Raw genomic sequence first — 21,194 nt, forward strand, 5'->3', positions numbered from 1 at the left:
GAGAAGTTTATGAGTAAAGTTATAGTAGTTGGTGGAGGTGCTTCTGGAATGATGGCAGCTCTATCAGCTTCGAAAAATAATAATGAAGTGATACTAATTGAGAGAAATGGAGAATTAGGAAGAAAACTAAGAGCTACTGGTGGAGGTAGATGTAACTTTACCAACAATAGAGAGATAGAAGATTTTTTTGATAAAGTTGTTAATAATAAGAAATTTCTCTATAGCAGTTTCTACTCATTTACAAATAAAGACCTCATTTCGTATTTTGAAAGTAGAAATTTAGAATATAAAATTGAAGAAGAAAATGATAACAAAGTATATACTAAAAATGATAAATCCATAGAAGTGATAGAAGTACTAAATAAAGATTTAATCAACCACAATGTTAAGATAATGTACAATAAAAAAGTTATAGACATTATAACTGAAGACATAACTTCAGAAAATGATTCTAATAAAGACAAATCAAAGTGTCTAATAAGAGGAGTCATTTTAGATAATGGAGATAAGATATTGGGAGATAAGGTCATTATATCAACTGGAGGAGTGAGTTATTCAAAAACTGGTTCAGATGGTTCAATGTATAAGATTCTTCAAAATCATGGGCATACATTAAATAGTCTATATCCAGCCTTAGTTCCACTTACAATAGAAGAAAAATGGATTAAAGATTTACAAGGAATATCTATGAAGAATGTGGAAATATCTTGTAAGATTAAGAAAAAGAAAATATCAAAGACAGGAGACATGTTATTTGCACATTTTGGAATAACAGGACCCTGTGTGCTTATAATGTCATCTTATATTAATAAGACTATTGATAAAGAAAAGGTAGAATTAAATATAGATTTCTTACCAAGTTTAAATGCTGATGAAATCTCTAGTATAATCAGAAAATTTCCAAACAAAAATATCATAAATAATCTTAAACAAATACTACCTCAAAATTTCTTAAAAGAAATTCTTACGCTATTATCTTTAAATGATAAAAAAGCAAGTGATTTATCTAAAGTGGATGAAATTAAAATCATTGAGTATATAAAAAATATGAAGCTGACTTGTAATGGAACTACAGGTATAAACACTGGTATGGTTACTTCTGGTGGAATATCAGTTAAAGAAATTAACTCTTCCACTATGGAGTCTAAATTAATTAAGAATTTGTTTTTTACAGGTGAAGTAATTGATATAGATGCAGAAACTGGAGGATACAATTTACAAATAGCTTTTTCAACTGGATATCTTTCGGGTATTAGTGTATAAGTGTAGTTTTTAACTAACAATTAAATATGAATAAATAGAGGTGTATATATGGGTAATTTAGTTATAGCTGTAGATGGTCCAGCAGGAGCTGGAAAAAGTACAATAGCTAAAATAGTAGCAAAAAAGCTAGATATAAATTATATAGATACAGGTGCTATGTATAGAGCAGTTACTTATAAGTGTTTAAAAAGTAATATTGATGTCAATAATGAGAAAGAAGTTATTGAGATAGCTAAAAATTCGGATATAGATTTTAAGAATAATAATATTTACTTGGACAAAGAAATTATAAATGAAGAAATAAGAACAATAGAAGTAAGTAATAATGTTTCTGCTGTAGCCAAGATAAAAGAAGTAAGACAGTTAATGGTTGAAGTTCAACGCAGAATAGGAACAAAAAGTTCAGTAATATTAGATGGTAGAGATATAGGTTCATATGTTTTCCCAAATGCAGATTATAAATTCTTTTTAGTAGCTACTCCAGAAGAAAGAGGAAGTAGACGTTATAAAGAACTTTGTAATAAGGGATATAATACTACTTTAAAGGAAGTAATTGAAGATATAATAAAACGAGATGATATTGATTCAAACAGAGAATTTGCTCCATTAGTGAAAGCTAATGATGCACTAGAAATAGATACTACAGGGAAAACCATAGAAGAGGTTGTAGCTGAAGTTGTCTCTAAAATAAATCTTTAGTTTGATGTATCATAATAAAATATAATGTAGTATTGAAGGGAGATAAACGTGAATTTTTATAGATTTGCAATAACTATTTTTAAAGGTTTTTCTAAACTGTTTTTTAAGTATGAGGTTATAGGTGCTGAGAATATTCCAGATAGAGGAAATATAGTAGTAGCCTCAAATCATAAGTCTAATCTTGACCCTGTATTTTTGGCTGCTGCTATAGAAAATAGAGAAATAGCTGCAATTGCAAAAAAAGAATTATTTAAAATTAAGCCATTAGGATTTTTATTAAAAAAATTGCATGTTATGCCGATAAATAGAGAGAAGCCAGATGTATCTACAATAAAAACTATTTTGAGGTCTATTAGGGATGGTTATATATTAGGTATATTCCCAGAAGGGACTAGAATTAAAGGGGATTCTTTTGGTAAAGCTAAGGCAGGTCTTTCTGTATTTACAATAAAGAGTAAGTCTAAAGTTGTTCCAGTATCAATAATATCTAAATATAAACTATTTAGTAAAGTAATTGTATATATTGGAGAACCAATATCGTTTGAAGAACATTTTAAAGAAAAATTGAGTAATGATGACCATGAAAGAATATCACAAGAGATTTTAGAAGTAATAAAACAAAATTACTTTAAATATTCAAAATAAGGGGGGAAAACCTGTGAATGTAAAAATAGCAAGATATGCTGGCTTTTGTTTTGGAGTTAAAAGAGCAATGAAAATGGCATGGGATGAAGTAGAAAAAAATAATTCTGGTATATATGCTCTAGGACCTCTTATTCATAATAAACAAGCAGTAGCAAAATATGAAGAAAAAGGTCTTAAGACTGTAGATGAAATTGATATAATACCAAATTATGAAAATATGATAATCAGGTCTCATGGAGTTCCTGAGAAAATATATAAAGAGGCAAAAGATAAAAAACTAAAAATAGTAGATACTACATGTCCATTTGTAAAGAAAATACATACAGTAGTAAGCGAGTATCATAATAAAGGCTATGAAATAATAGTTATTGGAGATATGAAACATCCAGAAGTAATAGGCATAAATGGATGGTGTGAAAATTCAGCAATAATAATAAAGACTGTAGAACAGATGGAAAATATGAACTTGGATAATTCAAAAAAATATTGTCTTGTGGCACAGACTACAATAAATCCAGATTTATATTCAAGTATAGTTGCTAAACTATCAGAGAAACTGGAAAAAATTGTGTTTAATGATACTATTTGTTCAGCTACAAAGACAAGACAAGAATCAGCTAAAGAGTTGGCTAGAGAAGTTGATTGTATGGTAGTTATAGGGGGCAAACATAGCTCTAATACTCAAAAATTAGTAAAAGTTTGTGAAGATTTAGTTCCAACTTTTGCAATAGAAACTAAAGATGAATTGGATGTAGATAAGCTTAAAAGATATAAAACATTAGGCATTACAGCGGGAGCATCTACACCTAATTGGATAATAGAAGAAGTTGTAACATTCATTGAAAATTTATAAGTTCAGTAGATAATACAGCATGTGGACATTGTTATAACATAGAACTTATCTATTTATCATATGTGATTTCATACTACATGTGATAAATAGATAGCCTAATATCAAAAAGTGTGTATCTTAATGTATGAGAAATTAATAATATAAGATGCGCACTTTTTAATATTAAGAATATAAAAGATAAATTGATATTGATTATCAATAACAAATAAAATATAATATAATTATTGTGAAATTAGGTAAGGAGGTAAATTAATGGAAATGCTAATATCTGCTTCTGAAGAAGCATTTTTACATGTAGGTTCTATGATTGGATTTTTTATTTTGTTATTTGGATATATTAATTATAAAACTAGTGGGAATTTTACTAATATAATATCAAAAAACAGAAAACTTCAACCTTTGATAGGGGCTTTAATTGGAGCTATACCAGGTTGTGGAGGAAGTTTAGCAATAATGCCATTATACATAAATGGGAAGTTGAGCTTTGGTGCAATAATCGCAAGTTTAATAGCTAGTATGGGAGATGCTGCATTTGTACTTATCTCAGCGAATATTAAGATGTATTTTTTTGTTACAATAGTTAGTACTATTACAGGAATAATAACTGGGCAGTTAGTAGATTGTTTTAAACTTGAAGAAAAATTAGGATTAAAAAAGCGAAGAGAATTGGATAAACACAGTATAAATAAAACCAACTCTAAAGAAGCACATAATCATGATGAAATAATATTGGACAATCTTGCTAAATCTCATGGCAACACAAATAGACTTGCATTTATAATAACACATGGGAAAGGATATAAAATTTATATAGGAATTGTATTAATAGGTTTTATATTTATGTTGCTTGCTCACTCTGGGCTTAATCTACCTATAATTGAGAAGCTACATTCCTTAGAAGAAGCAATTGCAGTTATTGGAATATTATTTTCAATAATTTATATGTGGTGTTTTAAAAAAGTATTTAAAAATTCCAACCAAAAAGAAGAGGAAAATAAAAAGATTTCTCTAAGAGAAATGCTTATACACTCTGTTGGTGAAATATCATTTGTAATTACATGGATTTTTATTGCATATCTTATTTATGATTTGATAATATTAATTTTAGGTGGAGATGAATACTTAGTCAAACTAGTATTATCAACTGGCGTAATAAGTGTATTTATAGGTGCAGGTCTTGGACTTATTCCAGGGTGTGGTATACAAATTGTGCTTATGTCATTCTATTTGAAGGGAACTATACCACTTGGTGCAGTTATAGCCAACTCTATCTCACAAGATGGAGATGCACTTTTTCCACTTCTAGCAATGGATAAAAAATCGTCTTTATGGGCCATGATTATTACCACTATACCAGCAATACTTGTAGGTATGATAGTTTATGTATTTTTAGGATAAAGATGATTATATACAGATAACTAAGAATGAATAATACAAGTTTATAAATTTATATTTCAAGATTAATAATAAGCAAGTGTAAAGTAAAAATTTAATATGACTGAGCTATTAAAGAGAACATGAGGGATAATATTATTTCTCATGTTCTCTCTGTTTAATTAAATGAATATTGGAACAAATTTCAAGTGATACTTTTTATTAAAACTCATATATAATATATATTAATAAATTAAATTATAATATGTAATACAACAAGTATATTGATATAAAAAACTTAAGAGGAGTTGTAAAAATGAGTACTTTAAAGAAAAAGTGTGATGTAGCAAGTGGAAGAGATAAAGCTGACATTGTACTTAAAAATGGAACAATCATAAATGTATTTACAGAAGAATTGATAGTAGGAGATGTAGCAATAGTGGAAGATACTATTGTTGGTATTGGGGATTACAATGGGAATGTAGAAATTGATTGTAGTGGTAAATATATATCACCTGGCTTTATTGATGCACATATGCATATCGAATCTACAATGGTAATGCCAATTGAATTATCAAAAAAATTATTGAAATCAGGTACGACAACTATCATCGCTGACCCACATGAATTGGTTAATGTAAAAGGAGCAAATGCAATAGATTTTTTATTAGAATCGACAAAAGATATACCACTTAATGTATATATCATGATGCCTTCATCTGTACCTGCGACAAGATTTGAAACTAATGGAATCGGTAAATTTTGCGCAAAAGACATGGAGAAGTACATACATAATCCTAGGATTTTAGGATTAGGAGAGGTAATGTGCTTTAATGATGTTATAGATTCTGAAAAAGAAATCTTAGATAAATTAGAACTTTTTAAAAGTAAGATTGTAGATGGGCATGCTCCAAATATAAGTGGGAAATCACTTCAGACATATGTGTGTGCAGGAATAGAAAATGACCACGAATGTATAACTTTTGATGAGGTATATGAAAAATTGAGAGCAGGTCTAAAGATTTTAATAAGGGAAGGTAGTGCAGCGAAGAACTTGAAATCTATAGTAAAGGGATTGTTAAATCATAACTTACCAATTGAAGAATTTATGTTTTGTACAGATGATAAGCATTTAGATGATATAGAAAAACAAGGTCATATAAGATGGAATATAAAATGTGCAATTGATTTAGGTATGGAACCTATCAAAGCCATAAAGATTGCAACATATAATTCGGCAAAAGTATATGGGTTAAAAAAGATTGGAGCAATAGGAGCTGGTTATAAAGCTGATATTGTTGTGTTGAATAGTTTAAATGAAATGGAAGTGGAGAGTGTCTATAAAAATGGTAAATTGGTAACTAAAGAAATGTTCTCTAATTACAATTATGAAATTAAAGACAAGGAGTTACTCAATACAGTTAAATTTAAAGAGATTAGTAAAGAGAAAATACAGTTAAAATCAAATGAAAAAAATTATGTGATGGAAATTGTACCTTATCAAATTTTAACAAATAAATTGTATGAATCCATACCAAATGTAGATGGATATTTTATTCCAAATAAAGAGTATTCAAAGCTTTGTGTTGTTGAGAGACATAGAATGACTGGGAATATATCAATTGCACCACTAAAAGGCTTTGGAATAAAAAATGGAGCAATAGCCACTACTGTGGCTCATGATTCTCATAATATAATAGTTGCAGGAGATAATGATGATGACATAATAATTGCAATAAATTATTTGAAAGAAATTCAAGGTGGTTATGTAATTGTATCAAATGGAAAAGTTATTGCACACCTGAATCTTCAAGTCGCTGGATTAATTAGTACTCTTCAAGCTGAAGAAGTACAGGAAACGACTGACAATATGTTGGAGATAGCAAGAAATATGGGAGTGCCAAAGTATGTAGACCCTTTTATTACGCTTTCTTTTATGGCGCTTCCTGTTGTTCCACAAATAAGACTTACTGATTTAGGTTTGTTTGATGTTGAAGAATTTAAATTTATATAGATTATAATATTATAAAAATAACAATAAACAGACAGTATTTAATATATATTGAATACTGTCTATTTTAATTAGTCTGTTATTTAAAGAGATTTTAAGTTTGAATAATAGACTTAAAGTATTTTTACTTATTTTTAGTATATAAATATATGAAAATTATATATTGATGAATTTTTATACATAAAAAATAAAATATTTTATTTACGAACAGATATATGGGGTAATAATATATACATAATATAAATTTATCAATAAAAACAAAAGGAGAGATATATATGTTGAGTATAGGAACAAAAGCACCAGAATTTACATTAGAAGATAAAGATGGAAATAAAGTAAGTATGTCAGATTTTAAAGGAAAAAAAGTAGTAGTATATTTTTATCCTAAAGATAATACACCAGGTTGCACACGCCAAGCTTGTGCTTTTAGGAACGCGTATGATGGGTTTAAAAAGGATGATGTACAAGTTATTGGTATAAGTAAAGATAGTATAAAATCACATCAAAAATTTGCAGAAAAACATGAACTGCCATTTATTTTACTTTCTGACCCTGATTTAGTTGCCATTAAAGCCTTTGATGTATGGAAAGAGAAAAAAATGTATGGAAAAACTGCATTGGGAGTTGTGCGAGCAACATATATCATAGATGAAAATGGAATTATTGAAAAGGTATTTGAAAAAGCAAAGCCAGATACAAATGCACAAGAAATTCTTGAATATTTGGAAAAACAGGAGTAATAGAAATTTATGATTGTAATGTTATCACCAGCTAAAAATATGAAGCATGTAGAAACATTTGATAGAGAATTAAGTTTGCCTTGTTTTATAGATAATGCAAAAGAAATAGTGGAGAATATAAAAATATTTAGTATAGAAGATTTCAAAAACAAAATGAAAATCAATGAGAAACTAGCTACATTAAATAAAAATAGATTTGAGAGTATTAAGTTTGATAGACTTGGGAGTCCTGCAATCTTAACTTATGATGGAATGCAATATAAAAACATAGAAGCACATAGTTTTACAAAGGAAGATGAAGACTTTGCAGATGGTTGTATTCGAATCATAAGTGGATTGTATGGAGTTATAAAACCATATGACAGCATATATGAATATAGATTAGAAATGCAGACAAAATTACAGATACAAGAATTTAAGAATTTATATGAATATTGGGGAAATAGCATATATAAAGAACTAATTAAAGAAAAAAAGGCTATCGTCAATCTGACATCAAATGAATACAGTAAATCCATAGAAAAATTTATTAAAGATAGTGATACATATATTACATGTACTTTTAAAGTAAGTAAAAATGGTAAATTGAAAGTTGAATCTACACAAGCAAAGAAAGCTAGAGGAATGATGGTAAAATATATTGTAAAAAATAGAGTAAGAGATATTGAGGAACTAAAGAAGTTCAATTTAGGTGGATATAAGTATCAAGAAAAGCTATCTGATAGTGTTGAATATGTATTTGTAAAAGAGTAGATAGTTTTAAATATTAAATAGTATTGTTAAATTTAGGTAAAATATGCTTATTGTGTATTGAATTGAGCTTAATTTTAAAATATAATTATTCTTAAATCAAAAAAAGAAAGGAGTGATCTTCCAAAATGGAAAATCACAAACAGATGCCTTGGCATTCAAGAGCAACACATGAAATTTTAGAAAGTCTAGATTCATCAGAAGAGGGGCTCACCGATACCGAGGCGGAAAAACGGATTAAAGAGAATGGTTTAAATGAACTGAGAAAAAAACCACCTAGAACAACTTTACAAATGCTTTGGAGTCAAATTACAGATGCTATGGTTTTAATCTTAATAGGAGCAGCCATATTATCTTTGATATTTGGAGAATTTACAGAAGCTTTTGTAATACTAATAATTGTAACAGTAAATGCAGTTATTGGAATCGTTCAAGAGAAAAAAGCAGAATCATCATTAGAAGCATTAAAAAATATGAATTCACCTATAGCTCGTGTTATGCGTGAGGGTGAAGAAAGTGTTATTCCAGCAAGTAATCTTGTAGTAGGAGATATTGTTTTTTTAGAAGATGGGGCGATGGTTCCAGCAGACCTTCGTTTGATAGAGACATCAAGTTTAAAAATTCAAGAAGCTTCATTAACGGGAGAATCTGTTCCATCAGAAAAAGACTCAGATACAATCTTACCTGAAGAATGTGTATTAGGAGACCGTAGCAATATGGCTTATACATCCTCAATCGTCACATATGGTAGAGGTGTAGGTGTTGTAGTTGCAACTGGTATGGATACAGAAGTGGGTAACATAGCACATCTTTTAGATTCACAAGATGATTTTGATACTCCTATAAAACGTAAACTTAATACTGTTGGAAAGACATTAAGTGTTATAGGTATTATTGTATGCGTTGTTATATTTTCAATAGGTGCATTTTATCAGAGACCTCTCTTGCCAATGTTTATGATTGCAATTTCCCTTGCCATATCAATTATTCCAGAGGGATTACCTGCAACAGCTACTATTGTAATGGCTTTAGGCGTACAACGTATGGCTAAAAGAAATGCTTTAATTAGAAAATTACCTGCTGTTGAAACACTAGGAGGAGCTACAGTAATATGTTGTGATAAAACTGGTACATTAACTTTAAATAAGATGACTGTTACACATATTGCTGTAAATGGAGATTTTGAATCTGGGAAAGTTACATCAATAGATACTGCATCTGAAAAACATCCACTAGTATATAAAGAGATTGTTTATGCTGGTGCACTTTGTAATGATGCATGTATTAATCCAGATAAAACAGATGAAATATTAGGTGACCCAACAGAGGGTGCATTAATTTTTATGGCTAACAAATTTGGAATAGATCAAGAAGCTCTTGAAGAAGAATATCCACGTGTATTTGAACAGCCTTTTGATTCTGATAGAAAATGTATGACAACTGTTCATAATATAGATGGAAAGATTACTGCTTATACTAAAGGTGCAGTAGATGAAATTCTTGACTTATGTACTAAAATATTAACATCAAAAGGTGAAAGAAATATTACCGAATTGGATAAAAAGAATATACACGAATTATGTCTTACTATGTCTAAAGATGCACTGCGTGTACTTGGTTTTGCGAAGCGTGAGATTTTATCTATACCAAAAGAAGATAATGAAAATATAGAATATGATTTGACATTTATAGGTATGGTTGGTATGATTGACCCTCCAAGAACTGAGGTAATTGATGCAGTAAATACTTGTAAAGAAGCAGGTATAAGAACCATAATGATAACTGGTGACCATAAAGTTACTGCTACAACAATAGCTCATGAATTAGGAATATGGAATGAAGGAAATACTGTTATATCTGGTGATGAACTTGATAATTTAAGTGATGATGAGCTAGATGAGGCTGTTAAAAATGCTACAGTATTTGCACGTGTGTCCCCATTTGATAAACTTAGAATTATACAATCTCTAAAAAGAATTGGAGAAGTGCCAGCAATGACTGGAGATGGAGTAAACGATTCTCCTGCCTTAAAATCTGCTGATATTGGTATAGCTATGGGTATAAGTGGTACAGACGTTGCAAAAGATTCTTCTGATATGATTTTAATGGATGATAGCTTTACAACAATTGCTTATGCAATAAAAGAAGGTAGACGTGTATATAGAAATATACAGAAAGTTATACAATTCTTACTTGTTGGTAATATAGCAGAGATACTTACATTGTTTGTTGCAATATTATTAAATTGGGATACTCCACTTCTTGCAGTTCATATTTTGTGGGTAAACCTTGCAACTGCTACACTTCCAGCCCTTGCGCTTGGAGTTGACCCACCAAGTAGAAATATAATGAAGCATCAGCCAGTGAAATCAACAACCTTATTTGAAAAAAATCTTATACAAAGAGTAGTTACTCAAGGTATATTTGTGGCAATAATGACTATTTTAGCATATAAAATTGGTCTTAATATAGAAAATCATGCTGTAGGTCAAACAATGGCATTTTGTGTATTAGCATTTTCACAAATGTTAAGAGCATTTAGTCAGCGTTCAAATACAGATTCCATGTTTAATAAAAATAATGGTAAGAATCCATTTCTTTTAATTTCATTTTTAACTTCTGCATTATTAATAGCAGTAATACTATTTGTACCTGTCTTTAGAAATGCATTCAGTTTAACTATTTTAAATGGTTCAGAATGGCTCATAACAATCATTCTAGCTACAATGTCTGTAGTTCAAGTAGAAGTCGGAAAAGTTATTAAAAGAAAAATTTCAAAAAAATAGTTGACAAAATTAGGAAAAATATATAAGATATAAAACATAGAAAAATTAAATAAATCTTATCCAGAGAGGTGGAGGGACTGGCCCTATGAAACCCGGCAACCAGTATATTTATATACATTGGTGCTAAATCCTGCGGCGAAAGCTGAGAGATGAGTATAATTAAGCTTATACAGAGCCTGAGTTATATACTCAGGCTTTATTTATTTTAAATCTCATCTGGTAAATAGTTTAATTTTTTTTACTAAAATCTAAGGGGGATACAAAAATGTATAACAAAGAAACAATATGTGTACAAGGAAATTATAAACCAGGAAATGGAGAACCAAGAGTCTTACCTTTATATCAAAGTACAACTTTTAAATATAGTAGTATAGACCAACTTGCTGACCTATTTGATTTGAAAGTTGATGGACATATGTATTCAAGAATAAGTAATCCAACTGTTCAAGCCTTTGAAGAAAAAATAAGTTTGTTAGAAGGGGGAGTATCTTCTGTGGCTGTATCATCAGGTCAATCTGCAAATATGTTAGCTGTTTTAAATGTATGTAAATCAGGAGATAGTATACTTTGTTCCTCAAAAGTATATGGAGGGACATTCAATTTATTGGGACCTAGTCTTAAAAAATTTGGAATAGATTTAATATCATTTGATTTAGATTCAAGTGAAGATGAAATAGTAAAACTTGCAAATGAAAATACTAAAGTTGTGTTTGCAGAAACACTTGCGAATCCAACTCTTGAAGTTATAGATTTTGAAAAAATAGCAAATGTGGCTAAGAGAGTTAATGTTCCATTTATAGTTGATAATTCACTAGCATCTCCAGTGCTTTGCAATCCTCTAAAATATGGGGCAAACATAGTTACTCATTCTACTACAAAGTATTTAGATGGGCATGCTTCAAGTGTTGGGGGGATTATAGTAGATGGTGGAAACTTCAATTGGGATAATGGAAAGTTTCCAGAGTTAGTTGAACCAGACCCAACATATCATGGAATAAGCTATACTCAAAAATTTGGAAATGCTGCATATGCAACTAAGGCACGAGTTCAACTACTTAGAGATTATGGAAATTGTTTAAGCCCATTTAATGCATATCTTACTAATTTAAATGTTGAAACACTTCACCTTAGAATGGAGAGACACAGTGAAAACGCACTTAAAATAGCTAAGTTTTTAGAAAAACATGAAAATGTAGATTGGATTAACTATCCAGGACTTGAAGATAATAAGTATTATGAGAATGCCAAAAAGTATCTATCAAAAGGATGTAGTGGAGTTTTATCATTTGGAGTAAGAGGTGGATTAGAAAATGCCAAAAAATTTGTGGAAAAATTACAGATAGCATCTTTAGTTACACATGTTTCAGATGTAAGAACATGTGTTATACATCCAGCTTCAACTACTCATAGACAGTTAACAGAAGAACAATTAATTGCATCTGGAGTATTACCTTCACTAATAAGATTGTCCGTTGGAATAGAAAATGTAGAGGATTTAATAGCTGATTTAAATCAAGCTTTAAATTTCTAATAGTCTAAGAGAAAGAGAAGTGAAAAGATATGGCTTTAATACTACCAAAAGGATTACCTGTTATTAATAAATTATTGGATGAAGGAATAGATGTAATTTACAAAGAAGATTTTAATAAAGAATTAAAATATGAAGAGAATATAGATACAAAGATAGCTATATTGAATCTAATGCCTATAAAGATGGATACAGAATTAGATTTACTTAGAAGAATAGATAAAACAGGATTTAATGTATCTGTGGAATTTATTAAAATCTCAACAAGAGAAAGTAAGAGAGTATGCAATGAGTATGTTAAGGATTTTTATAAAACATTTGATGAAGCCAAAGAAGAACACTTTGATGGTTTTATAATAACAGGAGCTCCAGTTGAACAAATGGAGTTTGAAGAAGTTGATTATTGGGATGAACTAGAAGAAATTATGGATTATTCTAAAAGAAAAACTAAATCTACATTATATATATGTTGGGCAGCTCAAGCAAGTCTTTACAAATACTACAATGTAAAAAAACTTCCATTAAGTCAAAAATGTTTTGGGGTATTTAAGCATAAAGTAGATAAAAATAGTAAAATAGTAGATGGATTTGAAAAAGAATTTTTTGCTCCACATTCAAGACACACTACTATAAATACTGAAGCTCTAAGAAATAATAAAGAATTGAGTATTGTAAGCCATTCTAAAGAAGCTGGTCCTTATATAATTACAAACTCAAGAGATGTATTTGTAATGGGGCATGGTGAATATGATAGTGCGACACGTTGCGTAGTGAAAAGTTACGCCACAAACTAAGAAATATAATAGTTTGGAGAACTAAACAATTGATATGTCGAATGAAGGAGTAACGTCCTGAAAGGCAACCTTAATACTCCAAATAGCATCTAATTAGACAAAAGATTAGTTGTTATAAGCTTGGTGAAGTCAGCTGAGAGCATGTCCTAATTTAAGAAAGTAAAGCCCAACTGAAATCTTAAAAGGAAAAGCGAACTAGAGGTAGTCGAACATGTGATAGGCTGGAGGTCTATAAAATATCTATGGTTAGAATGAGTGTAAGAAGCTCTGACGAATTTCCGAATGAAAGGTTCAAAAATTCAATATTATAGAAATGTAATATAATCCATGTCGGATTGTTTCTGGGGTAAAGTAAAAAATGTCGTTATGAAATACCCTACAGTATTAAAGGTACTGTTGTAGAAACTGGACTATAGGAAAAACCTAAGGATATATGCAAAGATAAATTGTTTGGAACGTGGGAAGCTGATGGCGAAATAATGGGAATTTTGTCGACCGATAACTTCGTCTTGTAAGGAAATAAATAAGGAAAAAATTAAATAGAATTAAATTCTATTTAATTAAGAAAGTTTATATATAAAATAAAAATTATTTATATTGACAATAAATGGTAGTTAAGTTATACTTTATGACAAGTACAGTACTGTATTCATTTTTCTAAATGAAAGGAGAGTGAATATACATGAAAAAACCTACTATCATAACCATAAAACCTAAAATTAAAAAGGGTTCTAATGGTAAAATAAAGATAGAAAAAGGAACAGTTACTAAGAAGCACTATAGCTGTAACCACGCAATGGAAACAACATTCAAGAAACTTCTAAAGTAACTGATTATAAAAAATATAATAACTTTATTAACATGTTGATATAAAATAACTAAAAAAAGTATAGAAAAAGATAGAACGGTGACTATGAGAAATACCTAGATGATGACATTTTAAAACGATAATAACATAAAAAAATCATTCTAATAAAAGTCAAGCACACCTAAAAATATTATCTTACCTAAAATATATAAACTTTTTGAAACCTCAAAAAGGGAATTTTTCCAAATTTAATAACTTACATTAACATCAGTGAAAGTAGTGCCACAGTACCTAAGAAACCATGATAATAAGTGGTGGAGGGATAGGCACAAGTCAATTATTATTAAAAATTATTTCAATTAAAAAATTATATGAAATATAAACTGTAAACATAGGGTTCATGTAAGACTAAGAAAGATATTATCTCACAAAGTAAAACTTAAGTTTTATAGAAGGAGAAAATCGACCTATAACAATGAATAATGCGAATGAAAATATACTAAAGAATGATAGATTGCGTTATAACGAATATTACAATATGCAAGATATATTTGATAATCTATATGAACAGAGTAAAAACGGAAATAACTTTAAAAACTTATATGAGATTATCGCAAGTGATAGAAATATCATGTTGGCATATAGGACAATAAAATCTAACAAGGGTAGTAAAACACCAGGAACAAATCGACACAACATAACTTATTGGGAAAACAAAACAACTGAGGAATATTTGAGATATATGAAAAATAGATTATACCACTATATTCCTCAGAAAATACGAAGAGTAGAAATTCCAAAAGATGACGGAAAAATAAGACCTCTAGGGATACCTTGTATAGAAGATAGACTAATACAACAGTGCATAAAACAAGTATTAGAACCAATATGTGAGGCAAAATTCCACCCACATAGCTATGGATTTAGACCAAACAGAAGTACAGAACATGCCATAGCCTATGCGAGTAGAAAAGTCAATCATGATAATATTTATTATGTAGTAGATATAGATATAAAAGGTTTCTTTGATAATGTTAATCACAGTAAACTATTGAAACAAATGTGGACATTAGGCATAAGAGATAAAAAGCTACTAAAAATAATAAGTATAATGTTAAAAGCAGAGATTGAAAATGTAGGAATACCAACAAAGGGAACTCCACAAGGGGGTATATTATCACCTTTACTATCAAATATAGTACTAAATGAACTAGATTGGTGGGTAAGTGACCAATGGCAAACCTACGAATCACATTATCAATATGCTGATAATAAAAAGAAATATCGAGCATTAAGAAAATCAAAACTAAAAGAAATGTATATTGTAAGATACGCAGATGACTTTAAAATTTTCTGTAAAAGTTATAACCAAGCAAATAAAGCATACATAGCCGTTAAAAACTGGTTAAAAGAAAGATTAGATTTAGATATAAGTCCAGAGAAATCAAAAATTACAAACTTAAAGAAACAACACTCAGATTTCTTAGGATTTAAACTAAAAGCATACAAAAAGAAAAACAAGTATGTAGTACAATCAAGATTAACAGACAAAGCAAAGAAAAAAGTTGAAAATAAAATTAGAGAACAAATTAAAATAATACAACATATGCCTATAAAGAAGAATATATATCTCCTCAATAGGATAATAGCAGGTTCTCACAATTACTATAAAATTGCAACTAATGTAAATTTAGACTTTGCTAAGATAAACTACAATCTTTCTAAGTGCTTTAAACAACGCTTAAGACAATTAAAAACAAAACAGGGCATAAAGAGTGAAGAATTTATAAAAAGATATGGAAAATATAAAAGACCAAAATATATAAAAAGGGTAGCTATATATCCTATAAATGGTATAAAAACGAAACCACCATTATCTTTCACCCAAGATATAAATAATTATACAAAAATAGGGAGAGAATTAATTCACAAAAAATTAGGTTTTATTGATAAATCAGTACTTGATTATATGAATCAAAATCCAATACCGAACAAGAGTGTAGAATACAATGATAATAGACTTTCATTATATTGTGCACAAAGAGGATTATGTCCAATATCAAGATTAAAATTAAAATGGGGTATGAGCGCACATCATATAACGCCAATACATAAAAATGGTGATGATAGTTATAAAAATTTAGTACTACTAAATAAAGATGTTCATGCACTAATACATTTAAAAGAAATAAAAACAATAGATTATTACCTAGAAATACTAGATTTAACTAAAAAAGCGTTGAGTAAAGTAAATAAATATCGCATGAAAATTGGAAACAGTATAATTGAAATTGATAAATAATTGATGGAACGCCGTATGAGGTGAAAGTCTCACGTACGGTGTGGAGCGGGGGAAAAGATGGAGATAACTTCAAAGTCTTACCTATCGCTATAGTACACTCTTGATAAGGAATATAAGAGGGATATAGACAAGGGAGATGAGATATCAATACCTCAAAACTATTATATGAATAATGACCCTTCACAAGAGCCAACTGTCAAATGGAAAAAACATTCTGAGTTATTGTTTAGAAATTGGATAAAAAACTATCTACTACAATAAATTTGAGATGCTATATAAAAATAATTAGATAAGATATAGAAAATGATAGGTATAGAGATAGTCTTAATGATTCTTTATACCTTATTGTTTTTTAAAAAATTTGACATTATAATAGTAGTTTTATATAATAAAACTAAACCGACTGACGGTCTATTGGAAGGAGAAAACATATGAGAATTGTAAAAGACCCTGAAGAACGTAAAGCTGAAATATTAGATACAGCTGAAATGCTTTTTTGTACTAAAGGTTATTCGAAAACTACTATAAATGATATTTTAAATGAAATTGGAATTGCAAAGGGTACTTTTTATTACTACTTTAAATCAAAAGAAGAAGTAATGGATGCAATTATAACTAGAATTATAGATAATGATATAAATATGGCAAAAAAAATTGCTTTAAATCCAGAAATTCCAGTGCTTGAAAAATTCTTTCAGATATTGATGTCTCAAAGACCTAGTGTTGGAAATAATAAAGAAAAAGTAATTGAACAATTCTATTTACCAAACAATGCAGAAATGCATCAAAAGACAATAGTTAAAACTATTTTAAACTTTACACCAATCTTAGCAGAGGTAGTAGAACAAGGAGTAAGAGAAGGAGTATTCAATACAAAGTATCCAAAAGAAACAATAGAGTTTTTGATTGCTTCTTCTGAGTGTATATTTGATGAATCAATGTTCAATTGGAATAAAGATGAAATGTTACAAAAAACAGAGGCTTTTGTTTATATTATGGAAACAACCTTAGGTGCAGATAAAGGTAGTTTTGATTTTGTACATGATATGATAATAAAGAATTAAGTTTTTGCACTATTTATTATTATATTTTGATTTTTAGTCATACTATATTTGAGATAATTAGTTGTAATGGGATTAAAAAGTGGGAAATCGGTGTAAAATATATACATCGATTTTTCATTAAATTTTATTAAAAATATATTATATAAAATTAGATATCAATAAGAAATGATATTTATAACTGAAGTTACAATATTGTAATTGACAATAAATACTTAATACTATAATATTTAATACATTAAATATTATAGTATTAAGTATTTATTAGTGAGATACGCTTAAGTCTAAGGTTAATATTCAGTAAAATAAAGCATTTTTGTAGGGAGAGTTTGTATGGATGAGATAAGTTTTAAGAAAGAGTTATTGGAATTGACTAGAGATATAAATATTAAATTTGCAACTTTATTGAGCCAATTTTATCAACCACTTGGTATTACAGCAGTGCAAGCCTTGATTCTGTCAGAACTATGTGAACATGGAGAGAAAAAAATAAGTGATTTAGGAAAAAATTTAAATATGACAAACAGTAATGTATCAGTAATATGTCAGAGACTTGAAAAGAATGGTTTTTTAAATCGTATAAGAGATATGGAAGACCAAAGAATTGTAAAAGTAAGGCTTACAAATAAATCACTAGATATACAGGAGAGTATTTCAAGCAGTATCTTTGATGATTATTTTGAAAATATGACTAGTGAAAAATTGCAAGATATGGAAGATATAATAGAAGGTTTAGAGAAGTTAAATAAGCTTTTAACTTACATTGATTGCAAATAACATAAAAATAATTTAAAGGAGAATAAAATTATGGATGAACATAAACCACAGAAAAGGTCTGGTCTCTATTATTATACAATAATAATAATAGTAGTAATGTTTTTAAATGCTTTAATATTTCCAAGTCTAATGGATAAAAAAATGGTTGAGATTGACTATGGGAAGTTTCTTACAATGTTGGATACAGGAAAAGTAAAATCTGTTGAGATAGAAAATAATAGAATAGCAATAAGTCCATCTAGTAGTAAGGATAAGAATATATACATAACTGGTAGAATGGATGACCCAGAATTGGTAGATAGATTGAAAAATGCGAAAGTAGAGTTTAATAAGGTTATTCCTAAGGAAAACTCACCACTTTTAAGTATTTTACTTACATGGATAATACCTATAGGTATTCTTATGCTATTTGGTAATTTAATGATGAAATCAATGCAAAAGCGAATGGGTGGCAACAGTATGCAGTTTGGAAAGAGCAATGCTAAAATGTATGTATCTGCTCAAAGTGGAAAAAGATTTAATGATGTTGCTGGTCAAGATGAGGCAAAAGAAGCTTTAAGTGAGATAGTAGATTTCTTACACAATCCAGAAAAATACAAGAAGATAGGAGCACAAATGCCTAAAGGTGCGCTTTTAGTAGGGCCTCCAGGTACAGGAAAAACACTTCTTGCAAAAGCTGTAGCAGGAGAAGCAAATGTTCCATTTTTCTCAATATCTGGTTCTGAATTTGTTGAGATGTTTGTAGGAATGGGAGCATCTAGAATTCGTGATTTATTTAAACAAGCAAAAGAAAAAGCTCCATGTATAGTCTTTATAGATGAGATTGATACTATTGGGAAAAAGCGTGATAATGGAAGTGGATTAGGTGGAAATGATGAACGTGAACAAACTTTGAATCAGTTGTTAAGTGAGATGGATGGTTTTGATGGTGGAATAGGTGTAGTAATACTTGCTGCTACAAATAGACCTGATAGTCTTGATAAAGCATTACTTCGTCCAGGAAGATTTGATAGACGTATACCAGTTGAACTTCCAGACCTTGGAGGACGTGAAGCTATATTAAAGGTGCATGCTCAAAATGTAAATGTAAGCTCAGATATAGATTATAATGCAGTTGCGAGGTCTACATCAGGTGCTTCAGGCGCAGAACTTGCAAATATTGTTAATGAAGCAGCACTTTTAGCTGTTAAATCGGGCAGAGATATAGTAGAACAACAGGATTTTGATGAATCTGTCGAAACTGTAATTGCTGGATATCAACGTAAAGGAGCTGTAATTTCAGATAAGGAAAAGAAAATTATAGCTTATCATGAAATAGGTCATGCACTTGTTGCTGCTATGCAAAAACATTCTGCTCCTGTCCATAAGATTACTATAATACCTAGAACTTCAGGTGCATTGGGTTATACTATGCAAGTTGCAGAAGATGAGAGTGTACTTATGTCTAAAGAAGAAGCAATTGATAAAATAACTACATTTACAGGAGGTCGTGCTGCTGAAGAGGTTATTTTTAATACTTGTACATCAGGAGCCTCAAATGATATAGAGCAAGCTACAAAAATTGCAAGAGCTATGGTTACTCGTCTTGGTATGAGTGAAGAGTTTGATATGGTTGCTCTAGAGACAATAAGTAATCAATATCTAGGAGGAGATACTTCTCTTGCTTGTTCTTCAGACACTGCTGCCAAAATTGATGAAGAAGTATTTAGAATAATAAAAACTTGCCATAAAAATGCAACTGAAATTTTAGAAAACAATATTGAAAAACTTCATGAACTTGCTGAATATTTATTAGAAAAAGAAACTATTACAGGTGATGAGTTTATGGAAATACTTAATTTACAATAAAATAATTATTTAATGATTTAGGATAAAATCCTTTTAGATTTACTAAAAAGTGGTATAGCATTTATAAATGTTATACCACTTTTTAATATGGAAAAATCTTATTTAATATAACTAGTTTTTATTTTATATTGTATAAGTTTTGAGTAAGCTATCTTAATTTAGCAATATCTGTATTTGATAATTCCATTGTAAAATTCCAGTTACAGATATGATGTGTACAATTACATTTGGGCATATATTAGATTCTGTTTTTAATTTATGTAATAATTCTCTTAAAACTATATCTTTATTTTCTTCTGTACAGTTTGCACATAGGTAATCACCTTCTGGCAATATAGTTAATTCTTCTACAGAGGGATACTTTAAACAAATTGCAAACAGTCTAGATTTTTCTGGAGTTGTAATCATACCAGCCATATCTTCAAATAAAAATTGCGATTCTAATGATGTATCAAGTTGATTATAGAAATGTTCATGATAGTTCCATAAGTTTTTTAATGATGCATGTTCCATATTATTGGAAATAAGAATAACTCTTTTGGGAATATGCATTACAAAAAAATTATCTTTTTTAGTATCAATATTATTTAATTTGTTTTCATAATCTGTGTAAGCACGTTTAATTTTTTCTTTTGCATATTGGAGATAAGCTATTTTCTTATTTGCATTTTCTTCAGCTTGTTTCAGAGCTTCAATAACTTTATGTAGGTTATCAAGTTGTAATATGTCTCCAATTTCTGTTAATGTAAAATCCATTGATTTAAGTAATGCTATAGTTTGTAATTTTACAAGTTCTTGTTCAGAATAATATCTATAACCAGATGATTCATCTCTGTAACAAGGTTTTACAATACCAATACGGTCATAGTGACGTAGTGCTTCACTAGTCATACCTACAATTTCTGCAGCTTGTTTAATCGAAAAGTAATTTTTCATTCATTCACCTCTTGACTTT

17 protein-coding genes, 1 pseudogene and 1 riboswitch are annotated in these 21,194 nt (G+C 29.2%); of the genes and pseudogenes, 17 read left to right on the top strand and 1 reads right to left on the bottom strand.

What is annotated here, in order from left to right; genetic code table 11:
- Positions 1-9: 9 nt before the first annotated feature.
- The 17 genes and pseudogenes from ACTG46_RS09820 (at position 10) to ftsH (ending at position 20,239) form a co-directional block, all read left to right on the top strand.
- The gene (locus tag ACTG46_RS09820; protein WP_479924025.1) at positions 10-1,263 is read left to right on the top strand and encodes a BaiN/RdsA family NAD(P)/FAD-dependent oxidoreductase; all 1,254 of its coding nucleotides are present in this window, start codon (positions 10-12) and stop codon (positions 1,261-1,263) included.
- Positions 1,264-1,311: 48 nt separating this feature from the next.
- Positions 1,312-1,962 (top strand): (d)CMP kinase, encoded by a 651-nt coding sequence (gene cmk, locus ACTG46_RS09825; RefSeq protein ID WP_167640647.1) that lies wholly within the window; start codon positions 1,312-1,314, stop codon positions 1,960-1,962.
- A gap of 48 nt (positions 1,963-2,010) precedes the next feature.
- On the top strand, positions 2,011-2,607 hold the full coding sequence (locus ACTG46_RS09830; protein ID WP_054270294.1) for a lysophospholipid acyltransferase family protein: 597 nt from the start codon (positions 2,011-2,013) through the stop codon (positions 2,605-2,607).
- Positions 2,608-2,620: 13 nt separating this feature from the next.
- Positions 2,621-3,460, top strand: coding sequence for a 4-hydroxy-3-methylbut-2-enyl diphosphate reductase (locus ACTG46_RS09835; protein WP_479924026.1), 840 nt, complete (start codon positions 2,621-2,623; stop codon positions 3,458-3,460).
- 252 nt (positions 3,461-3,712) lie between these two features.
- Positions 3,713-4,858, top strand: coding sequence for a putative manganese transporter (locus ACTG46_RS09840; RefSeq protein ID WP_054270295.1), 1,146 nt, complete (start codon positions 3,713-3,715; stop codon positions 4,856-4,858).
- 292 nt (positions 4,859-5,150) lie between these two features.
- Positions 5,151-6,848, top strand: coding sequence for an adenine deaminase (gene ade, locus ACTG46_RS09845; protein WP_479924027.1), 1,698 nt, complete (start codon positions 5,151-5,153; stop codon positions 6,846-6,848).
- Between the two features lie 272 nt (positions 6,849-7,120).
- Entirely contained in the window at positions 7,121-7,585 is a 465-nt protein-coding gene (gene bcp / locus ACTG46_RS09850; RefSeq protein WP_021384605.1) for a thioredoxin-dependent thiol peroxidase, read from the top strand.
- Positions 7,586-7,594: 9 nt separating this feature from the next.
- A complete protein-coding gene (gene yaaA, locus ACTG46_RS09855; protein ID WP_479924028.1) occupies positions 7,595-8,338 on the top strand; it encodes a peroxide stress protein YaaA in 744 nt (247 codons plus the stop codon).
- A 125-nt stretch (positions 8,339-8,463) separates the two neighbouring features.
- The gene (locus ACTG46_RS09860; protein ID WP_479924029.1) at positions 8,464-11,121 is read left to right on the top strand and encodes a cation-translocating P-type ATPase; all 2,658 of its coding nucleotides are present in this window, start codon (positions 8,464-8,466) and stop codon (positions 11,119-11,121) included.
- Positions 11,122-11,174: 53 nt separating this feature from the next.
- Positions 11,175-11,277, top strand: a riboswitch (SAM riboswitch).
- A gap of 109 nt (positions 11,278-11,386) precedes the next feature.
- Positions 11,387-12,652 carry an O-acetylhomoserine aminocarboxypropyltransferase/cysteine synthase family protein gene (locus ACTG46_RS09865; protein ID WP_054276698.1) on the top strand — a complete coding sequence of 422 codons (1,266 nt, stop codon included), beginning with the start codon at positions 11,387-11,389 and terminating at the stop codon, positions 12,650-12,652.
- 29 nt (positions 12,653-12,681) lie between these two features.
- Positions 12,682-13,443, top strand: a complete 762-nt coding sequence (locus ACTG46_RS09870; protein ID WP_479924030.1) for a homoserine O-acetyltransferase/O-succinyltransferase family protein — start codon at positions 12,682-12,684, stop codon at positions 13,441-13,443.
- Between the two features lie 682 nt (positions 13,444-14,125).
- Positions 14,126-14,272 (top strand): hypothetical protein, encoded by a 147-nt coding sequence (locus tag ACTG46_RS09875; RefSeq protein ID WP_479924031.1) that lies wholly within the window; start codon positions 14,126-14,128, stop codon positions 14,270-14,272.
- Between the two features lie 454 nt (positions 14,273-14,726).
- A complete protein-coding gene (gene ltrA, locus ACTG46_RS09880; RefSeq protein ID WP_479924032.1) occupies positions 14,727-16,553 on the top strand; it encodes a group II intron reverse transcriptase/maturase in 1,827 nt (608 codons plus the stop codon).
- A gap of 108 nt (positions 16,554-16,661) precedes the next feature.
- Positions 16,662-16,814, top strand: a pseudogene (locus ACTG46_RS09885) (homoserine O-acetyltransferase/O-succinyltransferase family protein); the annotation flags it as partial.
- Positions 16,815-16,984: 170 nt separating this feature from the next.
- Entirely contained in the window at positions 16,985-17,617 is a 633-nt protein-coding gene (locus ACTG46_RS09890; RefSeq protein ID WP_407813955.1) for a TetR/AcrR family transcriptional regulator, read from the top strand.
- Positions 17,618-17,947: 330 nt separating this feature from the next.
- Positions 17,948-18,391, top strand: a complete 444-nt coding sequence (locus tag ACTG46_RS09895) for a MarR family winged helix-turn-helix transcriptional regulator (protein ID WP_054270302.1) — start codon at positions 17,948-17,950, stop codon at positions 18,389-18,391.
- Positions 18,392-18,421: 30 nt separating this feature from the next.
- On the top strand, positions 18,422-20,239 hold the full coding sequence (ftsH, locus tag ACTG46_RS09900) for an ATP-dependent zinc metalloprotease FtsH (protein WP_054276701.1): 1,818 nt from the start codon (positions 18,422-18,424) through the stop codon (positions 20,237-20,239).
- 153 nt (positions 20,240-20,392) lie between these two features.
- Here ftsH and ACTG46_RS09905 read toward each other — a convergent pair whose 3' ends face one another.
- Entirely contained in the window at positions 20,393-21,175 is a 783-nt protein-coding gene (locus ACTG46_RS09905) for a MerR family transcriptional regulator (RefSeq protein WP_054270304.1), read from the bottom strand.
- Positions 21,176-21,194 lie beyond the last annotated feature (19 nt).

This window comes from Clostridioides sp. LIBA-7678 (assembly GCF_056716065.1).